Origin of the sequence: Mesorhizobium sp. LNJC394B00 (assembly GCF_000502555.1) — a bacterium.
Taxonomy (GTDB): domain Bacteria; phylum Pseudomonadota; class Alphaproteobacteria; order Rhizobiales; family Rhizobiaceae; genus Mesorhizobium.
The window spans coordinates 1-20939 of sequence record NZ_AYWH01000013.1; the positions used below are offsets into that span (position 1 = coordinate 1).

The 20939-nt window shown below is 63.9% G+C and carries 17 protein-coding genes; 9 read left to right on the forward strand and 8 right to left on the reverse strand.

Annotation, left to right across the window (positions count from 1 at the left end; translation table 11 throughout):
- On the reverse strand, positions 1-5624 hold a 5624-nt coding region (locus X751_RS02650), incomplete at its 3' end, for a kinesin (protein ID WP_023746140.1).
- Between the two features lie 313 nt (positions 5625-5937).
- Between X751_RS02650 and X751_RS137525 the strand changes: the two genes are divergently transcribed.
- The 3 genes from X751_RS137525 to X751_RS137515 all read left to right on the forward strand — a co-directional run bounded on the left by X751_RS137525 (position 5938) and on the right by X751_RS137515 (position 7890).
- The gene (locus X751_RS137525; protein ID WP_023746141.1) at positions 5938-6276 is read left to right on the forward strand and encodes an Hpt domain-containing protein; all 339 of its coding nucleotides are present in this window, start codon (positions 5938-5940) and stop codon (positions 6274-6276) included.
- Positions 6277-6433: 157 nt separating this feature from the next.
- Entirely contained in the window at positions 6434-6754 is a 321-nt protein-coding gene (locus X751_RS137520) for a 2Fe-2S iron-sulfur cluster-binding protein (protein ID WP_023707481.1), read from the forward strand.
- Positions 6755-6858: 104 nt separating this feature from the next.
- Positions 6859-7890, forward strand: coding sequence for an NAD(P)/FAD-dependent oxidoreductase (locus tag X751_RS137515; protein ID WP_023673506.1), 1032 nt, complete (start codon positions 6859-6861; stop codon positions 7888-7890).
- Between the two features lie 20 nt (positions 7891-7910).
- Here the strand turns inward: X751_RS137515 and X751_RS137510 are convergent, their stop codons facing one another.
- Both X751_RS137510 and X751_RS137505 read right to left on the reverse strand, forming a co-directional pair.
- Positions 7911-9395 (reverse strand): MDR family MFS transporter, encoded by a 1485-nt coding sequence (locus X751_RS137510; RefSeq protein WP_023746142.1) that lies wholly within the window; start codon positions 9393-9395, stop codon positions 7911-7913.
- Between the two features lie 231 nt (positions 9396-9626).
- Positions 9627-10247 carry a DUF922 domain-containing protein gene (locus X751_RS137505; RefSeq protein WP_023728091.1) on the reverse strand — a complete coding sequence of 207 codons (621 nt, stop codon included), beginning with the start codon at positions 10245-10247 and terminating at the stop codon, positions 9627-9629.
- Positions 10248-10395: 148 nt separating this feature from the next.
- Here X751_RS137505 and folP point away from each other — a divergent pair, with 148 nt between their 5' ends.
- The 3 genes from folP to folK are packed head-to-tail and all read left to right on the forward strand — an operon-like array spanning position 10396 to position 12120.
- Complete coding sequence (gene folP / locus X751_RS137500; RefSeq protein ID WP_023742509.1) at positions 10396-11241, forward strand: dihydropteroate synthase; 846 nt, start codon at positions 10396-10398, stop codon at positions 11239-11241.
- A gap of 17 nt (positions 11242-11258) precedes the next feature.
- Complete coding sequence (gene folB, locus X751_RS137495) at positions 11259-11618, forward strand: dihydroneopterin aldolase (protein WP_023673502.1); 360 nt, start codon at positions 11259-11261, stop codon at positions 11616-11618.
- Positions 11602-12120 carry a 2-amino-4-hydroxy-6-hydroxymethyldihydropteridine diphosphokinase gene (folK, locus tag X751_RS137490; protein ID WP_023685987.1) on the forward strand — a complete coding sequence of 173 codons (519 nt, stop codon included), beginning with the start codon at positions 11602-11604 and terminating at the stop codon, positions 12118-12120. Before folB ends, folK begins: the two co-directional genes overlap by 17 nt.
- On the opposite strand, the gene X751_RS137485 is transcribed toward folK, so the two are convergent.
- On the reverse strand, positions 12117-12665 hold the full coding sequence (locus tag X751_RS137485; protein ID WP_023673500.1) for a DUF924 family protein: 549 nt from the start codon (positions 12663-12665) through the stop codon (positions 12117-12119). The genes folK and X751_RS137485 overlap by 4 nt on opposite strands.
- A complete protein-coding gene (locus X751_RS137480) occupies positions 12665-14512 on the reverse strand; it encodes a monovalent cation:proton antiporter-2 (CPA2) family protein (protein ID WP_023715853.1) in 1848 nt (615 codons plus the stop codon). Before X751_RS137480 ends, X751_RS137485 begins: the two co-directional genes overlap by 1 nt.
- 160 nt (positions 14513-14672) lie before the next feature.
- Between X751_RS137480 and X751_RS137475 the strand changes: the two genes are divergently transcribed.
- The 3 genes from X751_RS137475 (at position 14673) to X751_RS137465 (ending at position 17381) form a co-directional block, all read left to right on the forward strand.
- Entirely contained in the window at positions 14673-15662 is a 990-nt protein-coding gene (locus X751_RS137475) for an AraC family transcriptional regulator (RefSeq protein ID WP_023673498.1), read from the forward strand.
- A gap of 60 nt (positions 15663-15722) precedes the next feature.
- Positions 15723-16931, forward strand: coding sequence for an MFS transporter (locus X751_RS137470; RefSeq protein ID WP_023746143.1), 1209 nt, complete (start codon positions 15723-15725; stop codon positions 16929-16931).
- 183 nt (positions 16932-17114) lie between these two features.
- Positions 17115-17381, forward strand: a complete 267-nt coding sequence (locus X751_RS137465) for a hypothetical protein (RefSeq protein WP_023673496.1) — start codon at positions 17115-17117, stop codon at positions 17379-17381.
- 344 nt (positions 17382-17725) lie between these two features.
- On the opposite strand, the gene X751_RS137460 is transcribed toward X751_RS137465, so the two are convergent.
- The 3 genes from X751_RS137460 to X751_RS137450 all read right to left on the reverse strand — a co-directional run bounded on the left by X751_RS137460 (position 17726) and on the right by X751_RS137450 (position 20896).
- Positions 17726-18274 (reverse strand): hypothetical protein, encoded by a 549-nt coding sequence (locus X751_RS137460; protein ID WP_023673495.1) that lies wholly within the window; start codon positions 18272-18274, stop codon positions 17726-17728.
- An 82-nt stretch (positions 18275-18356) separates the two neighbouring features.
- Positions 18357-19421: a TIGR01620 family protein gene (locus X751_RS137455; RefSeq protein WP_023746144.1), complete on the reverse strand. Its 1065-nt coding sequence runs from the start codon at positions 19419-19421 to the stop codon at positions 18357-18359.
- Positions 19418-20896, reverse strand: coding sequence for a YcjX family protein (locus tag X751_RS137450; RefSeq protein WP_023746145.1), 1479 nt, complete (start codon positions 20894-20896; stop codon positions 19418-19420). The genes X751_RS137455 and X751_RS137450 overlap by 4 nt, the downstream gene beginning before the upstream one ends.
- Between the last annotated feature and the right edge of the window lie 43 nt (positions 20897-20939).

Here is a 20939-nt window from a genome sequence, read left to right on the forward strand (position 1 = left end):
CGGCGTACCGGCTCGGCCGGGCGCTGCACTGGCGCCTGCGGCGCCGGGCGCAGGGCGCGCGGTTCGGCATTGTCGCCGCCGCGTCCCGATTTCGCAACGATATCCGAAAGTTCCTTGAGCGCGTTGATCTGCTCGGCAACGGCACGGCGGATCGCCGAGGTCGATTCCTTGGCCTCTTCCGGCATCTCGATGACGCCCTTCTTGAGCTCGGCGCGGGTGAGGTCGAGCTCGCTCTTGATCGAGCTTGCGGTGCGCCGCATCTCCTCGGTCGCATCGGCGAACCGGCTGGTTGCCGAATCGACCACTTCCGTTATGGCGATGCGGATCTTGTCGGCTGATGCCAGCGTCTTGCCTTCGGCATTCTGCATCGTCTGGCCGACAAGGTTTTCGAACGAACGCATCACCTTCTCGAGGTCTTCCGACTTCTTGACAAGGCCGACGGCGAGATCTTCGAGCGACGATTGCCGCTCAAGCGTGTGCTCCAGATTGCTCTGCGCCGAGCTCAACAGATCCGAAGCCGAGGACAGCAAGCGGCTGTGCTCGTCGAACTTGGTGGCGATCGAGGCCACTTCGCGCAGGGTCGACGACGACAGTTCGGTAAGCCGCGTCGTGTTCGAATCGACCAGGCGTGCCGAGCTGGCGAAGGTCTGCGCGGCCTTTTCGGTGGTTGCCGCGAAGCTTTGCGTGCTGCCGCTCAGACGTTCGTCAACCTGGCCGAGGTTGATCGCCGCCTGTTCGATCAGCTCACCAAGCTGCGAGCTGGAGACGCTCATGCGGCCGATGAGGTCGGCGACGCTATCGGCGAGCGACGAGCGCGCGCCTTCGACGGCCGACAGCGTTTCGGCGGTGCGGCTGGCGAGCGCGTTGACGAGGGCGGCATTTTCGCTGCGCAGCTTCTCGGTCGCGCGTTCGGTGACCTCTTCCATGCTCTTTTGCAGTTCCGAGCCGCCCTGGGCGAAGCGCTCGACCAGCGGCCGCGCGGTTTCGTCCAGGATCTTCGCCATCTCGGCCGAACGCGCCGCCAGCATCGTGTTGAGCTCGCGGGTATTGGTGCCGATGGTCTTGGCAGCGTCGTTGGTGCTCTGGCCGATGTGCTGGCCGACCGCGGTAAAAGTCTCCGCAATCGTGTTGGCGCGCGAGATCAGCTGAGCTTCTGCGCTGGAAACCTGCTCGTTGAGCTTCTGGCCCATTGTCTCCGTCGTATAAAGAAGGCGGTTCTCGACGCTGGCGACCTGTTCCTCGACGCGCGAAGCTGCGGACGCAACGCTCGCGGCCAGCCGCTCGTCGGCCCCGGCAAGAGCCTGCTCCATCTCGCGGGCGTGGACGGCAAGTTCCTGGCCGGTCTGGCGTGCACGTTCGGCAACACGCTGCTCGGTGCTGGCGAAGGCGCCAACGATGTTGTCGGCATGCTCGCCGATCGTCGAAGTGGAGTCGGCGATGCGCGACACCAGGCGGTGATCGGCCTCGTCGAAGATGCGGCTGATCTCGGTGGCGCGGGCTGACAGCGCGTCCGAACCCTCGGCGATGCGCGAGATCAGCTGCTGGTCGGCGGCGTCGAAGATGCGGCCAAGGTCGGAGGCGCGGGCGGCCAGCGCTTCGGCGGATTCGCCGATGCGCATGCTCAGCCGCTGGTCGGCGCCCTCGAAGTTACGCAGGATGTCGCCGGCGCGGTCGGCCAGCGACTGCGCCGTCTCGACCGCGCGGGCGACCAGCTTCTGGTCGGCGGCGTCGAACGTGCCGGCGATCTCGCCGGCGCGGGCAGCCAGCCGTCCGGCCGTTTCTTCGGCGCGGGCGAGCAGCGAGTTCGACGTCTCGTCATGCCGGGCAAGCAGCACGCTCGTTGTGTCTTCGGCGCGAGCAAGCAAGGCATTCGTCGTATCCTCGGCGCGAGCAATCAGGGCGCTCGATGTGTCCTCGGCACGGGCGTGCAGACGGCGATCCGCGTCCTCGAAGGTGCGGGCGATGTCCTCGGCCCGGGCCAAAAGGGCGGCCGAAGTCTGCTCGGCACGCTCGGCGATCTTGCGGTCGGCGTCACTGAAGGCAGCACCGGCCTGTTCGTGCAGCGCGCTGGTGACTTCCATCACCTTCTCGCGCAGCGCGCCGGCAACGAAGACGGCGCTCTTTTCGAGCACGCTGCGGACATTGTCGACACCCACCGACAACGCGCGCTCCATGGTTCCGGCGCGCTCTTCGATGATGCCGGTCTGCTTGCTGAAGGCCTGCTCGATCTTCTCGACATCGGCAGCGATTGCCGCCGAGATATCGGTGCTTCTGCCGGCAATCTGGTCGATATGGCCCGACAGCGAGCGGTCGACATCCTTACGTATGTCGGCGAGCTTTGCCAGATCGTCTTCCAGCGCCTGGGTCAACATGTTGCGGCCTTCGGCCAGCTTGCCGACATGGCCGGCGATGATGTCGTCAACCTCACCGCGGCTTGCCGACAGCTTCTGCAGGTCGGCTTCCAGCGCACGCTTCAAGATGTCTCGGCCCTCGGCCAGCTTCTCGACCTGGCCTGCGACCAGTCCGTCGATGCTCGACCGGCTCTCGGCCAGCTTGGCGAGGTCGTCCTCGAGAGCCTTCGACAGCGTCGCGCGATCCCGGACGAGCTTGTCGCTGTGACCCTCGATCAGGCTGTTGACATTTTCCAAATCCGCTTCCAGCACCCGCGCGAACTCGCCACGGTTTTCGCTCAGCTTCTGCGACTGGTCGGCAATGGCGCTCCTAATCGCATTGAGATCGGCTTCGAGCGCCCGTGTGAGGATGTCGCGGCCCTCGGCGAGCTTCTCGACCTGTCCGGCGACCAGCCCATCGATGTTGGAGCGGCTCTCCGCCAGCTTGGCGATGTCGTCTTCCAATGCCTTTGAGAGCGCCGAACGGTCCTGGACGAGCCTGTTTTGATGATCGGCCATGATGCCGCTGACATTGTGCAAATCGTCCTGAAGCGCCTGAGATAGCGTCGAACGATCCTGGACAAGCCGGCTCGAGTGGTCGGTGATCAGGCTGTTCACATTCTGAAGGTCATCCTTAAGCGCCTGGGATAGCGTCGAACGATCCTGAACAAGCCGGTTCGAGTGGTCGGCGATCAGGCTGTTCACATTCTGCAGATCGGCCTCCAGTGCCCTGGAAAGCTGACCGCGCTCTTCCGCCACCTTGTCGGAATGACCCGCGATGGCGCCCTTGATGGTGTTGAGGTCGGCTTCGAGCGCGCGCTTAAGGATATCGCGCCCCTCGGCCAGCTTTTCGACCTGGCCGGCGACCAGCCCGTCGATGCTCGACCGGCTCTCGGCGAGCTTGGCGAGGTCGGCCTCGAGCGTCTGTGACAACAGGCCACGATCGTCGGCAAGCCGGCTCGAATGGTCGGAGAGCAGGCCCCTGATGCCGGATAGGTCGTTCTCCAGCGCCTTGCTGAGTTCGGTGCGGTCCTCGGCCAGTTTCGCCGAGTGGTTCTCGATCACGCCCTTGATGCCGATAATGTCGTTTTCGAGCGCCTTGGTCAGGATGGCGCGGCCTTCGGCGATCTTTTCAACCTGGCCGGCGACCAGCCCGTCAATCGAGGCGCGGCTGTCGGCGAGCTTGCCGAGATCGGCTTCCAGGGCGCGCGACAGAATGTTGCGGCCTTCGGCCAGTTTACCGACATGTCCGGCGACCATTTCGTCAATGATCGTACGGGCTTGCACAAGTTTTCCGGAGTCTTCATGCAAAGCCTGGTTGAGCCGGTTGCGGCCTTCTTCAAGCCGCTCGAGATGGCTGCCCAGCGACGCGTCAATGGCGGCGCGCGACTCGTTGACCTTGCGCAGATCCTCTTCCAGGGCGCGCGAGATCAGGTTGCGGCCTTCGGCCAGCTTCTGCACCTGGTTGGTTACGGCCGCATCGATGCCGGCACGGCCCTCGGCGAACTTCGCCAGGTCCGCCTGCATGGCAGCCGCCATGCGTTCGCGGCTTTCGGACAGCTTGCGGCTGTGGTTTTCGACGGCGTCCTCGATGCCGACACGGGCATCGGCAAGACGCTGGATGTCGGTGTCGAAGGAGCGCGACACGACATGGCGGGCGGCTTCCATGCGGCCGGCGAAATCGCTGGCGCGGGCTTCGAGCATCGACGAGGTCGACGAGACGATGTCGGCCATGTCGGCGCCGATCTGGGTCTTGCCCTGATCGATCATCGCAGTCAAATGATCCTTGCTCTCGGCAAAGGTGTGGGCGATCTCGCGGGCGCGCTCGACCAGCGTTTCGTTGATCTGGCGGGCGCGCGCCTCGAGCGCGGCGTTGAGCTTCTGCGTGCCGGTATCGAGTGCTTCGGCGCGGGTCTGGAATTCGCTGATCAGCGCCTGGCCGCGCTCGGCCAGCGTCCGCTCGATGCCGTTCAGGCTGGACTCGAATTCCGAGCTCAGGGTGCGGGCGGCGCCGCCGAGCAGCGACACCATACCGGTGGTGCGGTCGTCGAGCAGGTCGGTCAGCGACCGGGTCAGGCCGTCTGTGGTGTCCGTCAGCTTGGCGATGCGGGTGTCGAGCAGCGAAGCAAAGGCTTCGCCCGATGTCGACAGCCTGTCGGTGATTGAATCCAGCCGGGTTTCGACGGAATCGAAGATCGACATCGAGCTTTCATTGATGCGGTCGATCAGCGTGTCGCCGGAATTCGTGATCGTCATCGACAGCTTGGTCGACGCGTTGAGGATAGAGTCGCGAATAATGTCGGAGGCGGCGCCGATCTCGTCCTTCAGCGTTTCATGCGCGCCGGTGATCGAGGCGCGCACGCGCTCGGCATGAGTGACGACGGCTTCGCGCTCGCTGCCCAGCCCGTCGACCAGCGACCGGATGCGCGATTCATTCTCCGAATAGGAGCGTTCGATCTGGTTGACCTCGCTGTGGACCAGCGTTTCGAGCTCGACGGCGCGCGCCAGCGTGCGCTCAATGCCTTCGCCCATCGCCGCCACTTCACGGCGAACGGCCTGGCCGATCATCATCACGCGATCCTGGGCGAGGTTTTCCGGCTCCGCCAAGCGGAAGGCCACCTCCGTCATCGACTGCGCGGCAATGCGCATTTCCTGCGCGCGGCGGATCATCGCCGCGAAGGCCCAAAACAGGACGACCGGTATGATTGCCGCGATCGCCAGGCCGATCAGTTCAGGGCGGGCCAGGATTTGATCGAACGTACGAATTTTCCAGATGCTGGGGCCAAACAGCAGATTGGCGAGGCCGCCGGCGCCGGCGATCCAGGCCAGCGACACGAACGCCACGACCCAATAGATCGTGCTCGACGCGCGCCGGTTGAGGCTGTGCAGCAGCGTCTTGTAATCTTTTTGGCGGTCATCGTTTGCCGGCTTGAAGCCGGCTGGCTGAGCGCTGTTGCGCGATTCGACCGGCCGCAGCTCGGCGGGCTTGGCTGCCGGCTTCGCACTCTGGTTTTGTTGGACGGGCGCGTTTTGAGCGGGGGCGGGCTTCTGGGGGCGGCCTTCGCGCGCCAGTTCGTCCGCGGCCTGCGATATCTGCGCTTCCAGATCTTCCATCGACGCCGCAATATCGAGATCGCCGCTGCCGTCTCCGCTGAGATCGAGGTCTAGTGCCTTTTCGAGTTCCCTGGCTACGTCGCTGTCGAGAGTTCTGGTCGTCGTTGGTTTCTTCGCCATGCCTTCGCTACCCTGTACTAGCTGCCGAGGGACTTCTTATTTTTGCCTGATTCTGGCTCGTCTTATCCCACGCAGGAGGCTGAAAATGGACCTTCGTATCGTAATGACACACAGGGGTAAAGAAAACATGCATTCCGCGAGATACGTAAAACTTTAAATATAAGGTTAACGACAACGTGATCTAACCGTCTCAACGGCAACAATTTTCCAGCCCAGTCATTAACGCGTTGGCGACGGAAATCGCCTAGTTTTTTCGGCGATCGGCACAAGGAGTTTCAAATTGGTACGCGGTGAAAGCGGCATTGCCTTCTCAATGCCGGGCGGCGATGCGTCGGGACCGGCCCGTTCGCGCCCAGTGGATCTGGCCCATCTGGCCCGTCAGACAATGGGCGATCGCGCCCTCGAACAGGAGGTATTGGCACTGTTCGTACAGCAGGCGCTTTCCGTCCGCGACAGAATTGTCGATGCCGACGTCAGGGAGCGACTGCTTCTGGCGCATGGGCTGAAAGGTTCGGCGCGCGGGGTCGGCGCCTTTGCCATCGCCGACTGCGCCAACTCGATCGAACAGCAGCCGGAAGATGCGCGCATCCTCAAGCGCCTCGGCGCCCTGATCGAGGAAGTGCGCGATTTCATCGCCGCCATCAGCCGGTAATGGCTGCCGCTCGGCAGCGGCCACCGGGATGAATCGACGGGGCCAGGGCGTGCTTTGGCCAGCTTTCCGAAAAAACGTCACAAAGCGGCGCTTTCGCGCCGCAGTTGACTTGTCCGGCGGAGTGATTATCTCGGCTGGGACTCCCTTCAGGTGACAAATGACCAAGCTGACCTTCATTGCCCATGACGGCACTCCTTTCGATGTCGAGGCCGAAAACGGCTCGACCGTCATGGAGAATGCGATCCGCAACGCGGTGCCGGGCATCGAGGCAGAATGCGGCGGCGCCTGCGCCTGCGCGACCTGCCATGTCTATGTCGACGAAGCCTGGACGGCCGAGGTCGGCGAGCCGGAGGCGATGGAAGAGGACATGCTGGACTTTGCCTATGACGTCCAGCCGAACTCGCGCCTGTCCTGCCAGATCAAGGTGCGCGACGCGCTTGACGGCCTCGTCGTGCGCGTGCCGGCTCGCCAGGGTTGATCTCCCGTACCATCTGATTTTTCCCGCCGCCGCTTGGCAGCGGGCCAATGCTCATGCAGTCTCGCGCCAGTTTCGCCCCAGTTTGACAATGAGGCTCGCCTGGCATGACCGATGTAATCAAGACGGACGCACTCATTGTCGGGGCGGGGCCGGTCGGCCTGTTCGCCGTGTTCGAACTCGGCCTCTTCGACATGAAGTGCCATCTGATCGATATCCTCGACCGGCCCGGCGGCCAATGCGCCGAACTCTATCCGGAAAAGCCGATCTACGACATTCCAGGCTGGCCCTCGATCTCGGCGCAAGGGCTGGTCGACAGACTGCTGGAGCAGATTCACCCGTTCAAGCCGGATTTTACCTTCAACCGCATGGTCTCCAGCCTGGAAAAGCTGGACGACGGCTCATTTCGGGTCACCACCGACGAGAACGAGGTGTTCGAAGCCAAGGTGGTGGTGATCGCCGCCGGTGGCGGCTCGTTCCAGCCCAAACGGCCGCCCATTCCCGGCATCGAGGCCTATGAGGGCAGGAGCGTCTTCTATTCGGTGCGCCGTATGGAGGAATTCCGCGGCCACGACCTCGTCATCGTCGGCGGCGGCGATTCCGCACTCGACTGGACGCTGAACCTGCAGCCGGTGGCAAAAAGCGTGACACTGGTCCACCGGCGCGCGGAATTCAGGGCGGCGCCCGACAGCGTTAACAAGATGTATGCCATGCAGGAGATGAAGCAGCTGGAGTTCCGGGTCGGCCAGGTGAGCGGCCTGACCGGCGCCGACGGCGAGCTGGCCTCTGCTACCATCAAGGGCGGGCCTGACGGCGACATCGAGGTGCCGTGCACGCGCATGCTGCCGTTCTTCGGCCTGACCATGAAGCTCGGCCCGATCGCCGAATGGGGGCTCAACCTTCATGAGAACCTCATCCCGGTCGATACCGAGAAATTCCAGACTTCGGTGCCAGGCATCTTTGCCGTCGGCGACATCAACTGGTACCCAGGCAAGCTGAAGCTGATCCTGTCGGGTTTTCACGAGGTGGCGCTGATGGCGCAGGCCGCCAAGCGCATCATCAGCCCCGGTGAGCGCATCGTCTTCCAGTACACGACGTCGTCGACCAGCCTGCAGAAGAAGCTCGGCGTCGTGGAGTAGGTCCTACAGGGCTTTCCGAATCACTCCACCAGAACGACTGGCGCCTCGGCGTCGTCGCGGCCGCGCAGTGACTTCTCCGGCATCAGCGCCAGCGTCATCAGCGCCAGCACGAGCGTGACGGCCGCGGCAAGGAAGATCATCATGAAGGGCGTCGCCGAGACGATCTGTCCGGCAGCCGGCGCGCCTTCGCCGGCAAGCGGCAGGCCATAGCCGAGCGCGACCGCGCCGAGCATGGCGACGCCGAGCGCGCTGCCCAGCGAACGCAGGAAGGTCAGCACGCCGGTGGCAACGCCGAGATGCGCGCGGTCGACGGCGTTCTGCACCGATACGGTGGCGACCGGGAAGGTGGTGCCGCTTCCAAGGCCGATGCAGATGGTCAAGAGCTCGACCACCAGCAGCGAGGCGCGGCCGGCGACCAGGCTGAGCACGCCAAGACAGATAATGGCGAAGAGAACGCCGACCATGGCGATACGCTTGTAGTGGAAGAAGCGCGGTATCGTGCGGCCGCTGAAGGTCGCGCCGGCGACCGTTCCGAGCAGCAGGCCGAGCATGGCAAGGCCCGACTGGCTGACCGACAGGCCGATGATCGACTGCAGATAGACCGGCAGGTACACCGACAGGCCGATATTGGCGGCCTGCAGCATGAACATCGACGCCGTGCCGGCAAGCACGATCGGATTGCTCAGCACTTCAAGCGAAATCAGCGGCTCGGCCGCACGCATCAGCCTGAGCGCGAACGCACCCCAGAAGACCGCCGAACAGGCGAGCAGGCCGACGATCTCGCGGGAGACCCATGGATAGGCGCTGCCGCCCCAGTTGAGGGCCAAAAGCAGCAATGCCGTCGCCACCACCAGAAGCAGCGCGCCCGGCGCGTCGATGCGATGCCGCTTTGCGGCGACCGGCAGTTTGCGCAGCGGCTTGTTGATGATGGCCATGGCCAAGATGCCGAGCGGGATATTGATCCAGAAGATCAGCGACCAATGCAGATGTTCGGCAAATCCGCCGCCGAGCAAAGGCCCGGCGATGCTGGCGACAGCCCAGGTGCCCGAAATCCAGGCGGCATAACGCGCGCGTTCACGCGGCGGCACGAGGTCGCCGATGACGATCTGCGCCAGGGCGAACAGGCCGCCGCCGCCCGCACCCTGGATCGCCCGGCCGACAACCAACACGAACATGTTGGGGGCCATGGCGCTGACCAGCGATCCCAGAAGGAAGATCAGAATCGCCGCATAGACGGTCGGCCGGCGGCCATAGACGTCGGAAATCTTGCCGTAGAGCGGCGCCATGGCCGTCGCCGTCAGGAGATAGCCGGTCACGATCCACGGCAGGTAGTCGGCATGGCCGAGCGAACGCCCGATGGTCGGCATGGCCGGCGCGACGATTGTCTGGTCGAGCGCCGCCAACAGCATCGACAAAAGGATGCCGGCGATGATGACGTTCTTCTCGCTTTCCGTCAGCGGTGCGGCGGGAGGCAGCCTAGCCGGCTTGTCGACAGCTTGGTCCATATCATTTCATCCATAAAGTTTGAGAGCGATTGCGCGGCGCCAAATGGCCGCTCCGCTACGCGCCGCCTCAATTGGTCTTGATCTGGTGTTTCGAAGCTCGCGCCTTGCCAGCCTGACATATCTTGCGAGCCTGACATATGTCGTCCCGTATAGGCCGATTTCGACCTATGCCCGAAAATTTTCTGGGGCTGGCCTCATGTTTCGGCAGAATTGGCTTGGTATCGCCGTGTTTCAGCCGGGCGGAAGCTGGCCGTTCTCGACGCGCTGCATGCGGTAGCGCAGCAGCCGCAGGATGCGGCTTTCGAAATTCACGCCTTCCACGCGGTCGAAGCGCAATTGGTCCTGGTCATGCCTGGCGAGTTCGGCCGCGGTGATCTGCGCCGCCTTCGCCTTTGCCCCGGCGCAGGTCTTTTGCGCAAAGCTCGCGTTCAGCGCGTCTTCGAGCAGACGGCCGTGGTTCTTGGCGATCTCGACATGACGCTCCTCATGGCGCTTGATGTCGGCCGACAGGGTGTCCCAGAACAGCCTGACATCGGGATCGGCCTTGCGCGGCCTGCGCCACTCCGGAAGGATGACCTTGACCTTGACGGTAACGGCGGCCTTGGCGATGCGGCAGGTGTCTGCGGTTTGCGCGTAGCTGATGCGGGTGGTGAACGCCATCTGGGTGGCGCCTGGATGCCGCATCCCGGTGCTTTTCACCTCGGGTCCATGCTTCGACAATTGCGTCTCGATGTCATCGAGCGTGCTGCCGCCGATGGCAAAATAGCTGTAGGTCTTCACCAGATTGGCAGCATTCGCCGGCAGGACGGTCAAAGCCAGCATCAGGGCGCAGAGCAGGGGTCGTTTCATCATGTTGCCTCTTCACTCACCTTGCTTTACGGCCGTTGCCGGCGCAACGGAATTGATCTTCCACCGATCACGCATCGTTGATGGATTGCAAGCGCTCGATGAGCCACATGCCAATGAGCCACATGCCAATGAGACACATGGTTGAAGGACAATGACGACAAGGCGATGGCAACTGGCGCATAAGTGCCATCTCGACCTTGGCGAGAAAGCCATTGTGGTCGGCATTCTCAACGTCACGCCCGACAGTTTTTCGGATGGCGGACTGTTCATCACGCCTGACCAGGCGGTGGCGCAGGCGCACCGCATGGTGGAAGAAGGCGCCGCCGTCGTCGATATCGGCGGGGAATCGACGCGCCCCGGCGCCTCGCCCGTGACGCCTGAAGAAGAGCAGGCCCGCATCCTGCCGGTCATCGCCGCGCTCGCCAGTTCAGGCGAAGCCCTGATTTCGGTCGACACCTATCGCGAGGAAACCGCGCGCCTCGCCGTCGCCGCCGGCGCGCATATCGTCAACGATGTCTGGGGCTTGCAGCGTGAACCCGGCATCGCCCGCGTCGCCGCCGAGACCGGCGCCGGACTGGTCATCATGCATACCGGGCGCGGGCGGCAAAAACTGCCCGACGTCATCGCCGACCAGTTTTTGTTCCTCAAGGCTTCGCTGGAAGTCGCCAGGCGCAGCGGCGTTGCGGACGATCATATCGTACTCGATGCCGGCTTCGGCTTCGCCAAGGAGACGGCTGAGGAAAACCTCGACCTGATGGCGCGGTTTTCCGAGCTTAAGGAGCTCGGTTTTCCCTTGATGGCCGGCACCTCCAGAAAACGCTTCATCGGCACCGTCACCGGCCGCGAAGCCGGCGCGCGCGCCGCCGGGACGGCAGCCACCAGTGTCATTCTGAGGCTGAAGGGCGCCGATCTGTTTCGCGTCCACGATGTCGCAATCAACGTGGACGCACTGGCGGTCGCCGATGCTATGCTGGCGCGCGAAAAGCCAGGACGCTGAGCCCAGGACACTAAGAAATGTACGTCATCCGCATGAAGAACTGCGCCTTCTTTGCCCGGCACGGCGTGCTGGATGAGGAAGAGGCGCTTGGCCAGCGTTTTTATGTCGATGCCGAGTTGACGGTCGAGCCCAGCCGCCCGCTGGAGGATGATTCCATCGAGGACACCGTCAATTACGGCATCGCCTTCACGGTGATTGAAAAGATCGTCACTGGACATCGCCGCTTCCTGATCGAGGCGCTGGCGCTCGAAGTGGCGAAGGCGCTGACTTCACGGTTCCCGCAGATCAGGAAGGCCGAGATCACCGTGCGCAAGCCCAACGCACCGGTGCCCGGCGTGCTCGATTATGTCGAGGTGACCGTTGTCTGGCCAGAGTAACAATAACACGGTCTATCTCAGCCTTGGCGGCAATCTCGGCGATCCCTCGGCCTCGATGGCGGCGGCGCTGCGCCTGCTCGACGCCGACGAGAGCACGCGCGTCGTCGCCGTCTCCTCACTTTACCGCACGCCGCCCTGGGGCAAGCTCGACCAGCCGGATTTCCTCAACGCCGCTGCCGAAATCTCGACCTCGCTGGCGCCAAGGGCGCTGCTCGACCTCTGCCTCGAGGCCGAGCGCAAGCTGAAGCGGGTGCGCGAGGAGCGCTGGGGTCCGCGCCTGATCGACATCGACATATTGGTGTTCGGCGACCGCACAATCCACGAAACCGGGCTGGAGGTGCCGCATCCCCGAATGGTGGAGCGCGCCTTCGTGCTGGCGCCCTTGGCAGAGATCGCGCCGGATCTGGCGGTGGGCGGCAGGAGCGTGACCGAGCGGCTCAGCGCCGTCGATACGTCAGGCATAGAGCGGCTGGCTTCCGGCCGCGATTGGTGGCTGGGTTAACCGGAGAAGCCGCCGCCATCCAGAAATGCCTGTTCGTCCGCCGTCGTCTCGCGGCCAAGCATCTTGTTCCTGTGCGGAAAGCGGCCGAAGCGCTGGATGATGTCGCGGTGCTCGATGGCGTATTTCACATACTCCGGCGCCCTGGCGGTGGTGAGCTCGACCGATCTGTCCTGGTCGGCGGGCAGTTCCGAATGTTCGTAGGGCAGGTACAGGAAGACGCGCAGGTTTTCTTCCAGCGAAAGGTCATGGCCGGCCGCAATCGCCTTGGCGGCAAAGTGCCGTGCCAGCGGATCGGTGGCGTACATATGGCCTGAGCCGCGAAAGCAGTTGCGCGGAAACTGGTCGAGCAGGATCATCAGCGCCAGCGAACCCTCGGCATGCTCCGACCATGCGTCGCACTCGCGCCGCGCGGCGGCAAAGTGCAGGTCGAGAAACCTGCTGCGGAAATCCGCGTCGAAGACGTCGTTCTTCTCGAACCACGCGTCTTCGCCGGCCTCGCGCCAGAATTTGGTGACGGCGAGCGCGCGCTCATCCGATGCGGTCATCAGCTTTCCCCCTGATCGGCGGGCTCGGGCTTGTGCAGCACGCCGGCCGTCTCTTCGTTCAGCGCCTGGCCGGGCCGGCGCGGTTGCGTCAGCGGCGTCGGGATCGGCGTGCCGGTATTGCCCCTGAGGAAACGTTGCCCGGCGCGGACGCCTTCGGCCAGCTGCGTCTCCAGTCGGGCATTGTCGCGCCGTCGCACATCCTCGATGACATCGGCGACATCTTCCGGCTCGACGCCCAAAACCTCGAGCGCGGAACCGCCGAAGACGAGGGCCGATTCGAAGGTCTCGCGCAGCTGGAAGTCGACCCCGGCGCGGATGAGCGACAGGGCGGTGCCGCGATCGAAGGCACGCGCCAGGACAGTCAGCAACGGGAACTCCGCCTTGATCAGTTCCGCCATGCGCACCGTGGCGTCCGGCTTGTCGACGCAGATCAGCACGGCGCGCGCGCGGCCTGCACCTGCGGCGCGCAGAATGTCGAGCCGCGTGCCGTCGCCATAGTAGACCTTGAAGCCGAAATCGGCGGCCGCCTGTATCATTTCGACATCATTGTCGATGATCGACACATCGATGCCGCGCAACAAAAGCGGCTGGCTCGCGATCTGGCCGAAACGGCCGAAGCCGATGACCAGCACGCTGCCGGTAAGGCCGTCGGCGATGTCGACGCCTTCAAGCGACTGCTCGTCGCGCGGCGTCAAATATTTGAGCGCAATGATGGCCAGCGGCGTCAGCACCATGGAGATGATGATGATAGCGGTCAGCGTTGCGTTGGCCCGGCTGTCGATGATGCCAACCGCCGCCGCGGCCGAATAGAGGACGAAGGCGAATTCGCCGCCTTGCGCCATGATCACGGCGCGTTCCAGCGCTTCACGATGACCGCTCTTCAGCATGCGGGCGACGAGATAGATGCCGAGCGCATTCATCGCCATGTAGGCGACGACATAGACGGCGATCAGCCGCCAGTTGTCGGCCACCACATGCAGGTCGAGCGACATGCCGACGGCGAGGAAGAACAGGCCAAGCAGGATGCCGCGGAATGGCTCGACGTCGGCCTCCAACTGGTGGCGGAAGGTCGATTCCGACAACAGCACGCCGGCCAGGAAGGCGCCCATCGCCATCGAGAGGCCGGAAAGCTGCATAACCAGCGCCGACCCCAGCACGACCAGAAGTGCTGCCGCCGTCATGACTTCGCGCGCCTTGGCGTCGGCCAGGATGCGGAAGAACGGGTTGAGCAGATAGCGGCCGGCCACCACCAGCCCGACGATGGCGCCAAGACCGATGCCGATTTCGGCCAGCCTCTGCTGCAGGGTCATCTCGGCGCCGCCCGGCGCCAGGAAGGCGACCAGCGCCAGAAGCGGCACGATTGCCAGATCCTCGAGCAGCAGGATGGACACGATGCGCTGGCCCTTGGGGCTGGCCATCTCGCCACGCTCTTCGAGAAGCTGCATGACGATCGCCGTCGAGGTCAGGACGAAGCCGGCGCCGGCAACGAAGGATTGCGCGATCGGAAAGCCGCCGGCGAGACCAACACCGGTAAGCAGCAATGCGCAGACGCCGACCTGCAGCGCGCCGAGGCCGAAAATCTCGCGGCGCAGGCCCCATAGCCGCGACGGCTGCATCTCCAGCCCGATGATGAACAGGAACATGACCACGCCGAGTTCGGCGACATGCAGGATGGCTTCCGATTCGGAAAAAATGCCAATACCGAACGGGCCGATGACCACGCCCGCGGCGAGATAGCCGAGGATCGAGCCCAGCCCCATGCGTTTGAAGATCGGAACGGCGACGACGCCTGCGGCAAGCAGCGCTACCACCTGAATGAGATCGCTGCCCGATGCTTCCGCTGCCATGCCTCTTGTCCCTGTGTCCGACAGCACTCCTTGCATGCACTGGGAGCGGGAGGCAAGGGCGGGAAGCCTGCCAGGATGGGTAGGGTGCCGCGGCAGCGATTCCCCGGTGGAACAACAGTCTGCGCTTGCCTGTCGGACGGCCGGTATTTATATCTGACAAATGCCTGATTATTCGTCCCGGCCGTCGCCGCTGCCACATATCCCGATGGATGCGCTCAGCGAAGTTCTGCAAGACTTTCGCTTGAGTGGCGTCAACTATGGCCGCTGCGAACTCCGGCACCCATGGAGCATAGACTTTCCGCAACAACAACTGCTTCGTTTTCACTTTGTCGGCCAGGGTCCATGCTGGATTCACACCGAAGCGCAAGGCTGGCAGGAGTTGCGCGATGGCGATCTGGTGCTGCTGCCGCAAGGCATCGCCCATCGGCTGGCGAGTGCGCCGGACGTGGTGGGCGATTCGCTCGAGGGCTGCCAGGTGATCAAGTTGGGCGGCAACGTTTGCGAAGTGATACGGCAGGGAACGGGCGCGACAAGCACCCTTTTCTGCGGCTCCATGTCTCTCGGCTCCTATGCGCTCAATCCGTTGATCACGTTGATGCCGCCTCTCATCAAGGGTTGCGACGTGGCCGGCAATGACCCGATGGTCGGCCCTTTGCTGGCGGCCATGACGGTGGAGGCCGCGCAACCCCAGATGGGCAGCGCCACCATCCTGTCGCGTATGGCGGATTTGCTGACAGCCAGGCTCATCCGGTGCTGGGTCAATTGCAACGGCGCCTCGACCACCGGTTGGCTCGCAGCCATCCGAGACCCCCATATAGGGCGCGCTCTGGCGGCCATGCATCGCGATCCCGGCCACAACTGGACGCTGGGAAGCCTGGCCGGCGTGGCAGGCCAATCGCGTTCGATTTTCGCCGAGCGCTTCAGCGCGGTATTGGGTGAGGGCGCCGCACATTATCTCGCCCGCCTGCGCATGCAGCTTGCCCGCGAATTGCTGGGCCAAAACGGCTTGTCTGTTGCCGAAGTCGCTACCCGTTTGGGCTATGATTCCGAGGCGTCCTTCGCCCGCGCGTTCAAGCGCATCACCAATGTCTCGCCAGGCGTTGTGCGCCGCACAATTCCCGGACGAATGGATATGAATTTCGGATTTTAAGGTACATAACATCCGGGCGGACTCGCCTATCTAAGATCTCCAAATTGTGGAGATCTTCCCGTGACTGACACAACATTACAGCTTGAAGACGCCGCCATTGGCCTTGATGCCGATGCACCAGCCGCGTGGAGCGCGGCCACCTGGTTCGCGGTCCTTTCATTGGCGGCCACCAGCTTTGCCCTGGTGTCTGCCGAATTCTTGCCGGCAGGTCTGTTGACGCCGATGGCGCGCGATCTCGGCATCAGCGAGGGAACGGCCGGACAGGTCGTCACCGCCACCGCTTCCGTTGGCGCCGTGACGGCCATGTTGAGCAATGTTCTCATCGGTCGATTGAACCGCAAGGCGGTGCTGGTTGGCCTCATGGCCCTGGCGGTCGGTTCCAATATTCTTGCGGCGCTGGCGCCCAATTTCTGGCTGCTGTTGCTGGGCCGGGCCGGGTTGGGGATCGCTCTTAGCGCTTTCTGGGCACTTTCCGTTGCCGTCGTGGCGCGGCTGGTTGGCGCCAATGCGACAGGTCGCGGCATGGCGATCGTGACCCTCGGCGTCTCGCTCGCCACCATTGCCGCGCCGTCGATGGGTGCGTTGATCAGTGACTGGCTGGGATGGCGCAGCGCCATGGCCATGACGGCGGGGCTGGCCGCGCTTGCCATGCTGCTGCAGCTTCTCAGCCTGCCGACCTTGCCTGCGGCGGCAAGCAACAGCCTTGCAGACGTCTTTCGGCTGACACGGCGGCGTGGCATCCAACTCGGCATGCTTGCCATTGTTCTGCTGATGACCGGGCATTTTGCCGGCTCGGTCTATGTGCGCCCGTTCCTCGAACAGGTGACGCTCCTCACAACCGGGCCGATTGCCCTGGCGCTGCTCGGGTTCGGCATCGCCGCTGTGATCGGCAATATTGCCGGTGGCCGCCTGGCCGACACCAACATCCACATGGCCCTCGCAGTTACCGCCGCGTTGATGGCGTTTGCGGCACTCGCTTTGGTGCTTTGGGGCGCGCAAACCGGCGTTGCCTTCGGCTTTGTTACGCTGTGGGGCTTCGCCTTCGGCATGGCGCCGGTGGTGCTGCCGACCAATATGTCCCGCGCGGCGGCTGATGCGCTGGAAGCAGCAGGCAGCCTGATGGTCACTTCCTTCCAGGTTGCCATCACCGTCGGTGCGGTTGTCGGCGGCTATGTCGTGGACACCTATGGCGCTACGGGACCTTTGACCCTAACCGCCGTCCTTGCCGCGGCGACGGCCGCACTGGCGCTGCTGCAGCCTCGTGGCTGAAACCTTGCTTCGTCTGACACGGGCGGCCTCAATCAGGCCGTCCGCGCCGTTGCAGCAGCGCTGCACAGGTTCATGCGCCGCACACGTTGCGTTTTGCCGCAATCGACGGCTATGGGACGCCAGGCTTCGGCCGTTGGAAGGCAGCGACGATCAAGTTCTGCCTTCGTGAGGAGAATGACTGACATGAAGAAGTTTTTGCTCGTCGGCGTGGGTGTCGCCATGCTTGCCGCATCGGCCTGTTCGAAGGCGCCTGAATGCACGCAGGAAATCGCGGCCAAGAAGGCGCAGGAAATGACCGCCGCGCTGCAGGAAGCGATCACCAAGGATCCGACCAAGGCCGCCGACCTGACCGCCAAGGTACAGGCTGTGACGACCAAATATCAGGGCGCCACCACGCCGGCCGACGCCTGCAAGGCCTATGACGAGCTGACGGCCGCCATCAAGGGCTGATTCTTCGTTCGGAAATTGAGGAAGGCGGTGGCTCAAGTAGCCGCCGCCTTTTTTGCTGGTGTTCTTAAAGCGCATCGCGCTGACACGGAGGACCGCCGGCACGCACAGGACCATGACACGTTGGCCTTGCTGTAGCTTGGGCCATCGGAGACGCTGACATCGTCGGTTGCGCGCCACATGTCCGGTCGCGACAGAAAGGTGCCGCCCCGAGCGGCCCGTGCTCGAGGAGCGCCAACCTGGCCGCAAGGTGGCGTGTCACTTCCCGACATCGAGCTGAGCGGAACAGCTCAGCTATCGCGCAGTGCAACCCCGTTCCGCGCTTTTTTCGGGGAACCGCTTGAGAGTCAGTTTTTGGCGATGGAGCCGACTTCGACGGCGTCGACGCGCTTGAGGCTCATGCCGATGACCGGCACCAGTTGTTGGTCGACGCGCACGGCGATAGTCACCGTCATCGAATTGTCGTCGGGAATGCGGGCCTGCATGACGCCGCGCAATTGGTTGCGGTTGATGGTGAAGACGACTTTGCGGGCATCGACCACGTTGCCGCCGATGATGTCCAGGCCCGACCCCGCGGCGCCGCCCATGAAATTGCCCTTGTAGTCGCGGCCCTTGCGCTCGACGGTCGCCGACATTTTCTGGGTGAAGACACCGACGCGGCAGTCGCCATCGAGCGTCATGCCGGTCTTGTTGTCCGGCGTCGAGCCGTCGAAGCTGCAGGTGAACTTCGTGCCCTTGTATTTGCCGGCGATGATTTCGCCCGGGCCGACCCATTTGCCTTCAACGGTGCGGAAGAACTGCTTGTCGGGCTCCGCTGCAAAGGCTTTCCCGGTCGGGCCCAGAGGTGCTGCAAGCGCGACCAGGGGCAGGACGCAGGACAAGATTACGCTTTTCATAGACGACACCCGGCAACAAGGAGGCTGTTGTTGGACGACCATGAACAAGATTGGTTAATGCTTGGTGACCGCGAGAGGGCGTTTACCTGCTCGAGGCGGGTGCTTCATTCTCTTTTTTGGCCGCAAACGAGGTCAGCGCCGACAGGAAATCGCCCATACCCGGCCGCCTGCCGGCAATGAAGGGCAGGGGCCGCGCCGTCTCCATGGCAGCAATGCCGATACGCGCCGTCATCATGCCGTTTACCACGCCTTCGCCGAGTTTCGCCGACAGCCGGGCGGCAAGGCCATGGCCGACGATCTGCTGGACGAAGCTGTCGCCGACGGCGATCGAGCCGGTCACCGCCAGATGGGCAAGAACGCTGCGCGCCAGCCGGAAAAAGCCCAGCGTGCCCGGCCTGCCGCCGTAGAGTTCGGACAAGCGGCGGATCAGGCGCCCGGCCTCGAACACGACATAGGCAACGTCTACGAGTGCGCGGGGGCTGACGGCGGTGACCAGCGACACGCGTTTGGCTGCTTCGAGGATCATCACCTTGGCTCTCGCATCGAGCGGCCCGAGAATCTCGGCCTCGGCCAGTCGCACCAGATTGCCGCCGTCGATGATCTCGCCGCGCAATTCGGCCAAGGAGCGCCTGCCGGCCGCGGTTTCGGGTTTCGCAGCGACAAAGGCCGAAAGCTCTTCGACGACGGCCCTTGCAGCCTTCGGATCGTCGCGCGCCACGGCATCGAGCGCCCGCTTTTGCAGTTTTTCGACCTCGGCCAGCCGGGCGATAGCCAGGAATTCGCGCACCAGCACGACTGCGAGGGCCAACACGGCAATTGCGGCCATTCCCGCTGCCAGCCACCCCAGCCACTCTGCGCGCTCGAACAGGTCGCGGATGAGCTGGTCGGTCCACAGGCCGACGGCGAGCGAAACCAGCACGCCGACCGCGCCGAAAAACAGGCTGGCAAACAGCGAGCGCCTGCGCGGCGCGGTCGCCGGCGGCGGTTCGGCGGCGACAATGTCCGGCTCATCGAAGACATCGATCTCGGCCGGCACGACGACGGTGCGCGGCTTGCGCGGCGGCTCGGCATGGGGGCGGCGCGTTTCCTGCTTCGGTTCGGCCTCCGGCTCGATGCGGAAAGCTGCCGGTCTGCGGGGCGCGGTCATGCCAGATGGTCTCCGATCAGGAACTGCAAGGCGCGGTCTAGCCTGATATGCGGCAGCGACAGCGTGACGCCTTCAGCGGTGCGTTCGAGCTTTGGCGGGCGAAAGCGCACGAAACGGATCGCCGGATCGTCGCTGCTCTGCCGGTGGTCGGCTTCCGAAACGTCGAAAACCGCGTCAATTTTCTCCGGCAAGTCCCCGGGAAATATGGCGGTTTCGGCTTTACCATCGAAGGTTTCGCCGTTGATCTTCTCGCCCTTCAGCGGCGTGCCGATGATCACCGGCAGGGTTTCGCGGCCTTGCTTGACCGTGCCTTCGCGCGTCGCGCGCACCGCCGCCATGGCGACCACGTCGACATCGGCGCCGGTGAAATTTGCCCGCGCCACGGCGCGGTCGGCAAGCCGCCGCACGATTGCCTGCAGCCGGTCATGGCTTTCGTGATGCAAATGGTCGGCCTTGGTCGCGGCAACCAGAATGCGGTCGATGCGGCGTGAAAACAGGTCGGTGAGGAAATTGCCTCGGCCAGGACGGAAACAGGAGAGGATTTCGGTCACCGCGCGTTCCAGGTCGGCCATCGCGCCGGGGCCGGCGTTCAGCGCCTGCATGGCGTCGATCACCACGATCTGGCGGTCGAGGCGGGTGATGTGTTCGCGGAAGAACGGTTTCACCACATGCGTCTTGTAGGCCTCGTAGCGGCGCTCCATCATCGCTTGCAGCGAGCCGGACCGCGGCCGTTTCTCACCCTTGAGCAGCAAGGGCGCGAAGGTCAGCGCCGGCGATCCCTCGAGGTCGCCAGGCATCAGGAAACGGCCGGGCGGCAAGGTCGAAAGCGCCCGCTCGTCGAGCTTGCAGGCCTTGAGGTAGGCGGCAAAACTCTCGGCGAGGCGCCGCGCCGTCATCTCGTCGGCTTCGGCATTGGGTTCGATCCTCGCCGACAGCGCCCGCCAGTCCTGCGACAGGTCGGCCCGCACCGGCAGCATCGCCATCTCGAACGCCTCGCGCGAAAAATCGGCGAAGGATTTGCCGAGCAGCGGCAGGTCGAGCAGCCATTCGCCGGGGTAGTCGACGATGTCGACCGACAATCGGCCGCTGGAAAACATCCGGTTCCAACCGGAGGCAGACTCATATTCGATGGTGAGCCTGAGTTCCGAAATGGCGCGCGTCGAGTCCGGCCAGACACGGTCGTTGACCAGGGCGGAGATATGGTCCTCGTACTGAAAACGCGGCACGGCATCGTCCGGCTGTTCCTCGAGGAAGGCGCGCGCGATCCGTCCCGACTTCTGCGCCTCGAACAGCGGCAGGCGCCCACCATGGATGAGATTGTGGACGAGAGCCGAGATGAACACCGTCTTACCGGCCCGGGACAGGCCGGTAACGCCCAGCCGAAGCGACGGCGAAAAAAGCCCGCTCGCACGCCCCGACAGCGTATCCAGGGCAATTCTCGCTTCGTCGGTGAAAGTGGTCAGCGATGATGCCAAAATCTGTTCTCTCAGGCGTGCTCTTGCGCCCGATATAGGCTTT

Excerpts from the sequence above, each read along its gene's own strand:
- X751_RS137525 (WP_023746141.1), top strand. The coding sequence starts at position 5,938 with ATGCCGGGCGGCGATGCGTCGGGACCGGCCCGTTCGCGCCCAGTGGAT.
- X751_RS137520 (WP_023707481.1), top strand. The coding sequence starts at position 6,434 with ATGACCAAGCTGACCTTCATTGCCCATGACGGCACTCCTTTCGATGTC.
- X751_RS137515 (WP_023673506.1), top strand. The coding sequence starts at position 6,859 with ATGACCGATGTAATCAAGACGGACGCACTCATTGTCGGGGCGGGGCCG.
- X751_RS137510 (WP_023746142.1), bottom strand. The coding sequence starts at position 9,395 with ATGGACCAAGCTGTCGACAAGCCGGCTAGGCTGCCTCCCGCCGCACCG.
- X751_RS137505 (WP_023728091.1), bottom strand. The coding sequence starts at position 10,247 with ATGATGAAACGACCCCTGCTCTGCGCCCTGATGCTGGCTTTGACCGTC.
- folP (WP_023742509.1), top strand. The coding sequence starts at position 10,396 with ATGACGACAAGGCGATGGCAACTGGCGCATAAGTGCCATCTCGACCTT.
- folB (WP_023673502.1), top strand. The coding sequence starts at position 11,259 with ATGTACGTCATCCGCATGAAGAACTGCGCCTTCTTTGCCCGGCACGGC.
- X751_RS137485 (WP_023673500.1), bottom strand. The coding sequence starts at position 12,665 with ATGACCGCATCGGATGAGCGCGCGCTCGCCGTCACCAAATTCTGGCGC.
- X751_RS137480 (WP_023715853.1), bottom strand. The coding sequence starts at position 14,512 with ATGGCAGCGGAAGCATCGGGCAGCGATCTCATTCAGGTGGTAGCGCTG.
- X751_RS137475 (WP_023673498.1), top strand. The coding sequence starts at position 14,673 with ATGCCTGATTATTCGTCCCGGCCGTCGCCGCTGCCACATATCCCGATG.
- X751_RS137465 (WP_023673496.1), top strand. The coding sequence starts at position 17,115 with ATGAAGAAGTTTTTGCTCGTCGGCGTGGGTGTCGCCATGCTTGCCGCA.
- X751_RS137460 (WP_023673495.1), bottom strand. The coding sequence starts at position 18,274 with ATGAAAAGCGTAATCTTGTCCTGCGTCCTGCCCCTGGTCGCGCTTGCA.
- X751_RS137455 (WP_023746144.1), bottom strand. The coding sequence starts at position 19,421 with ATGACCGCGCCCCGCAGACCGGCAGCTTTCCGCATCGAGCCGGAGGCC.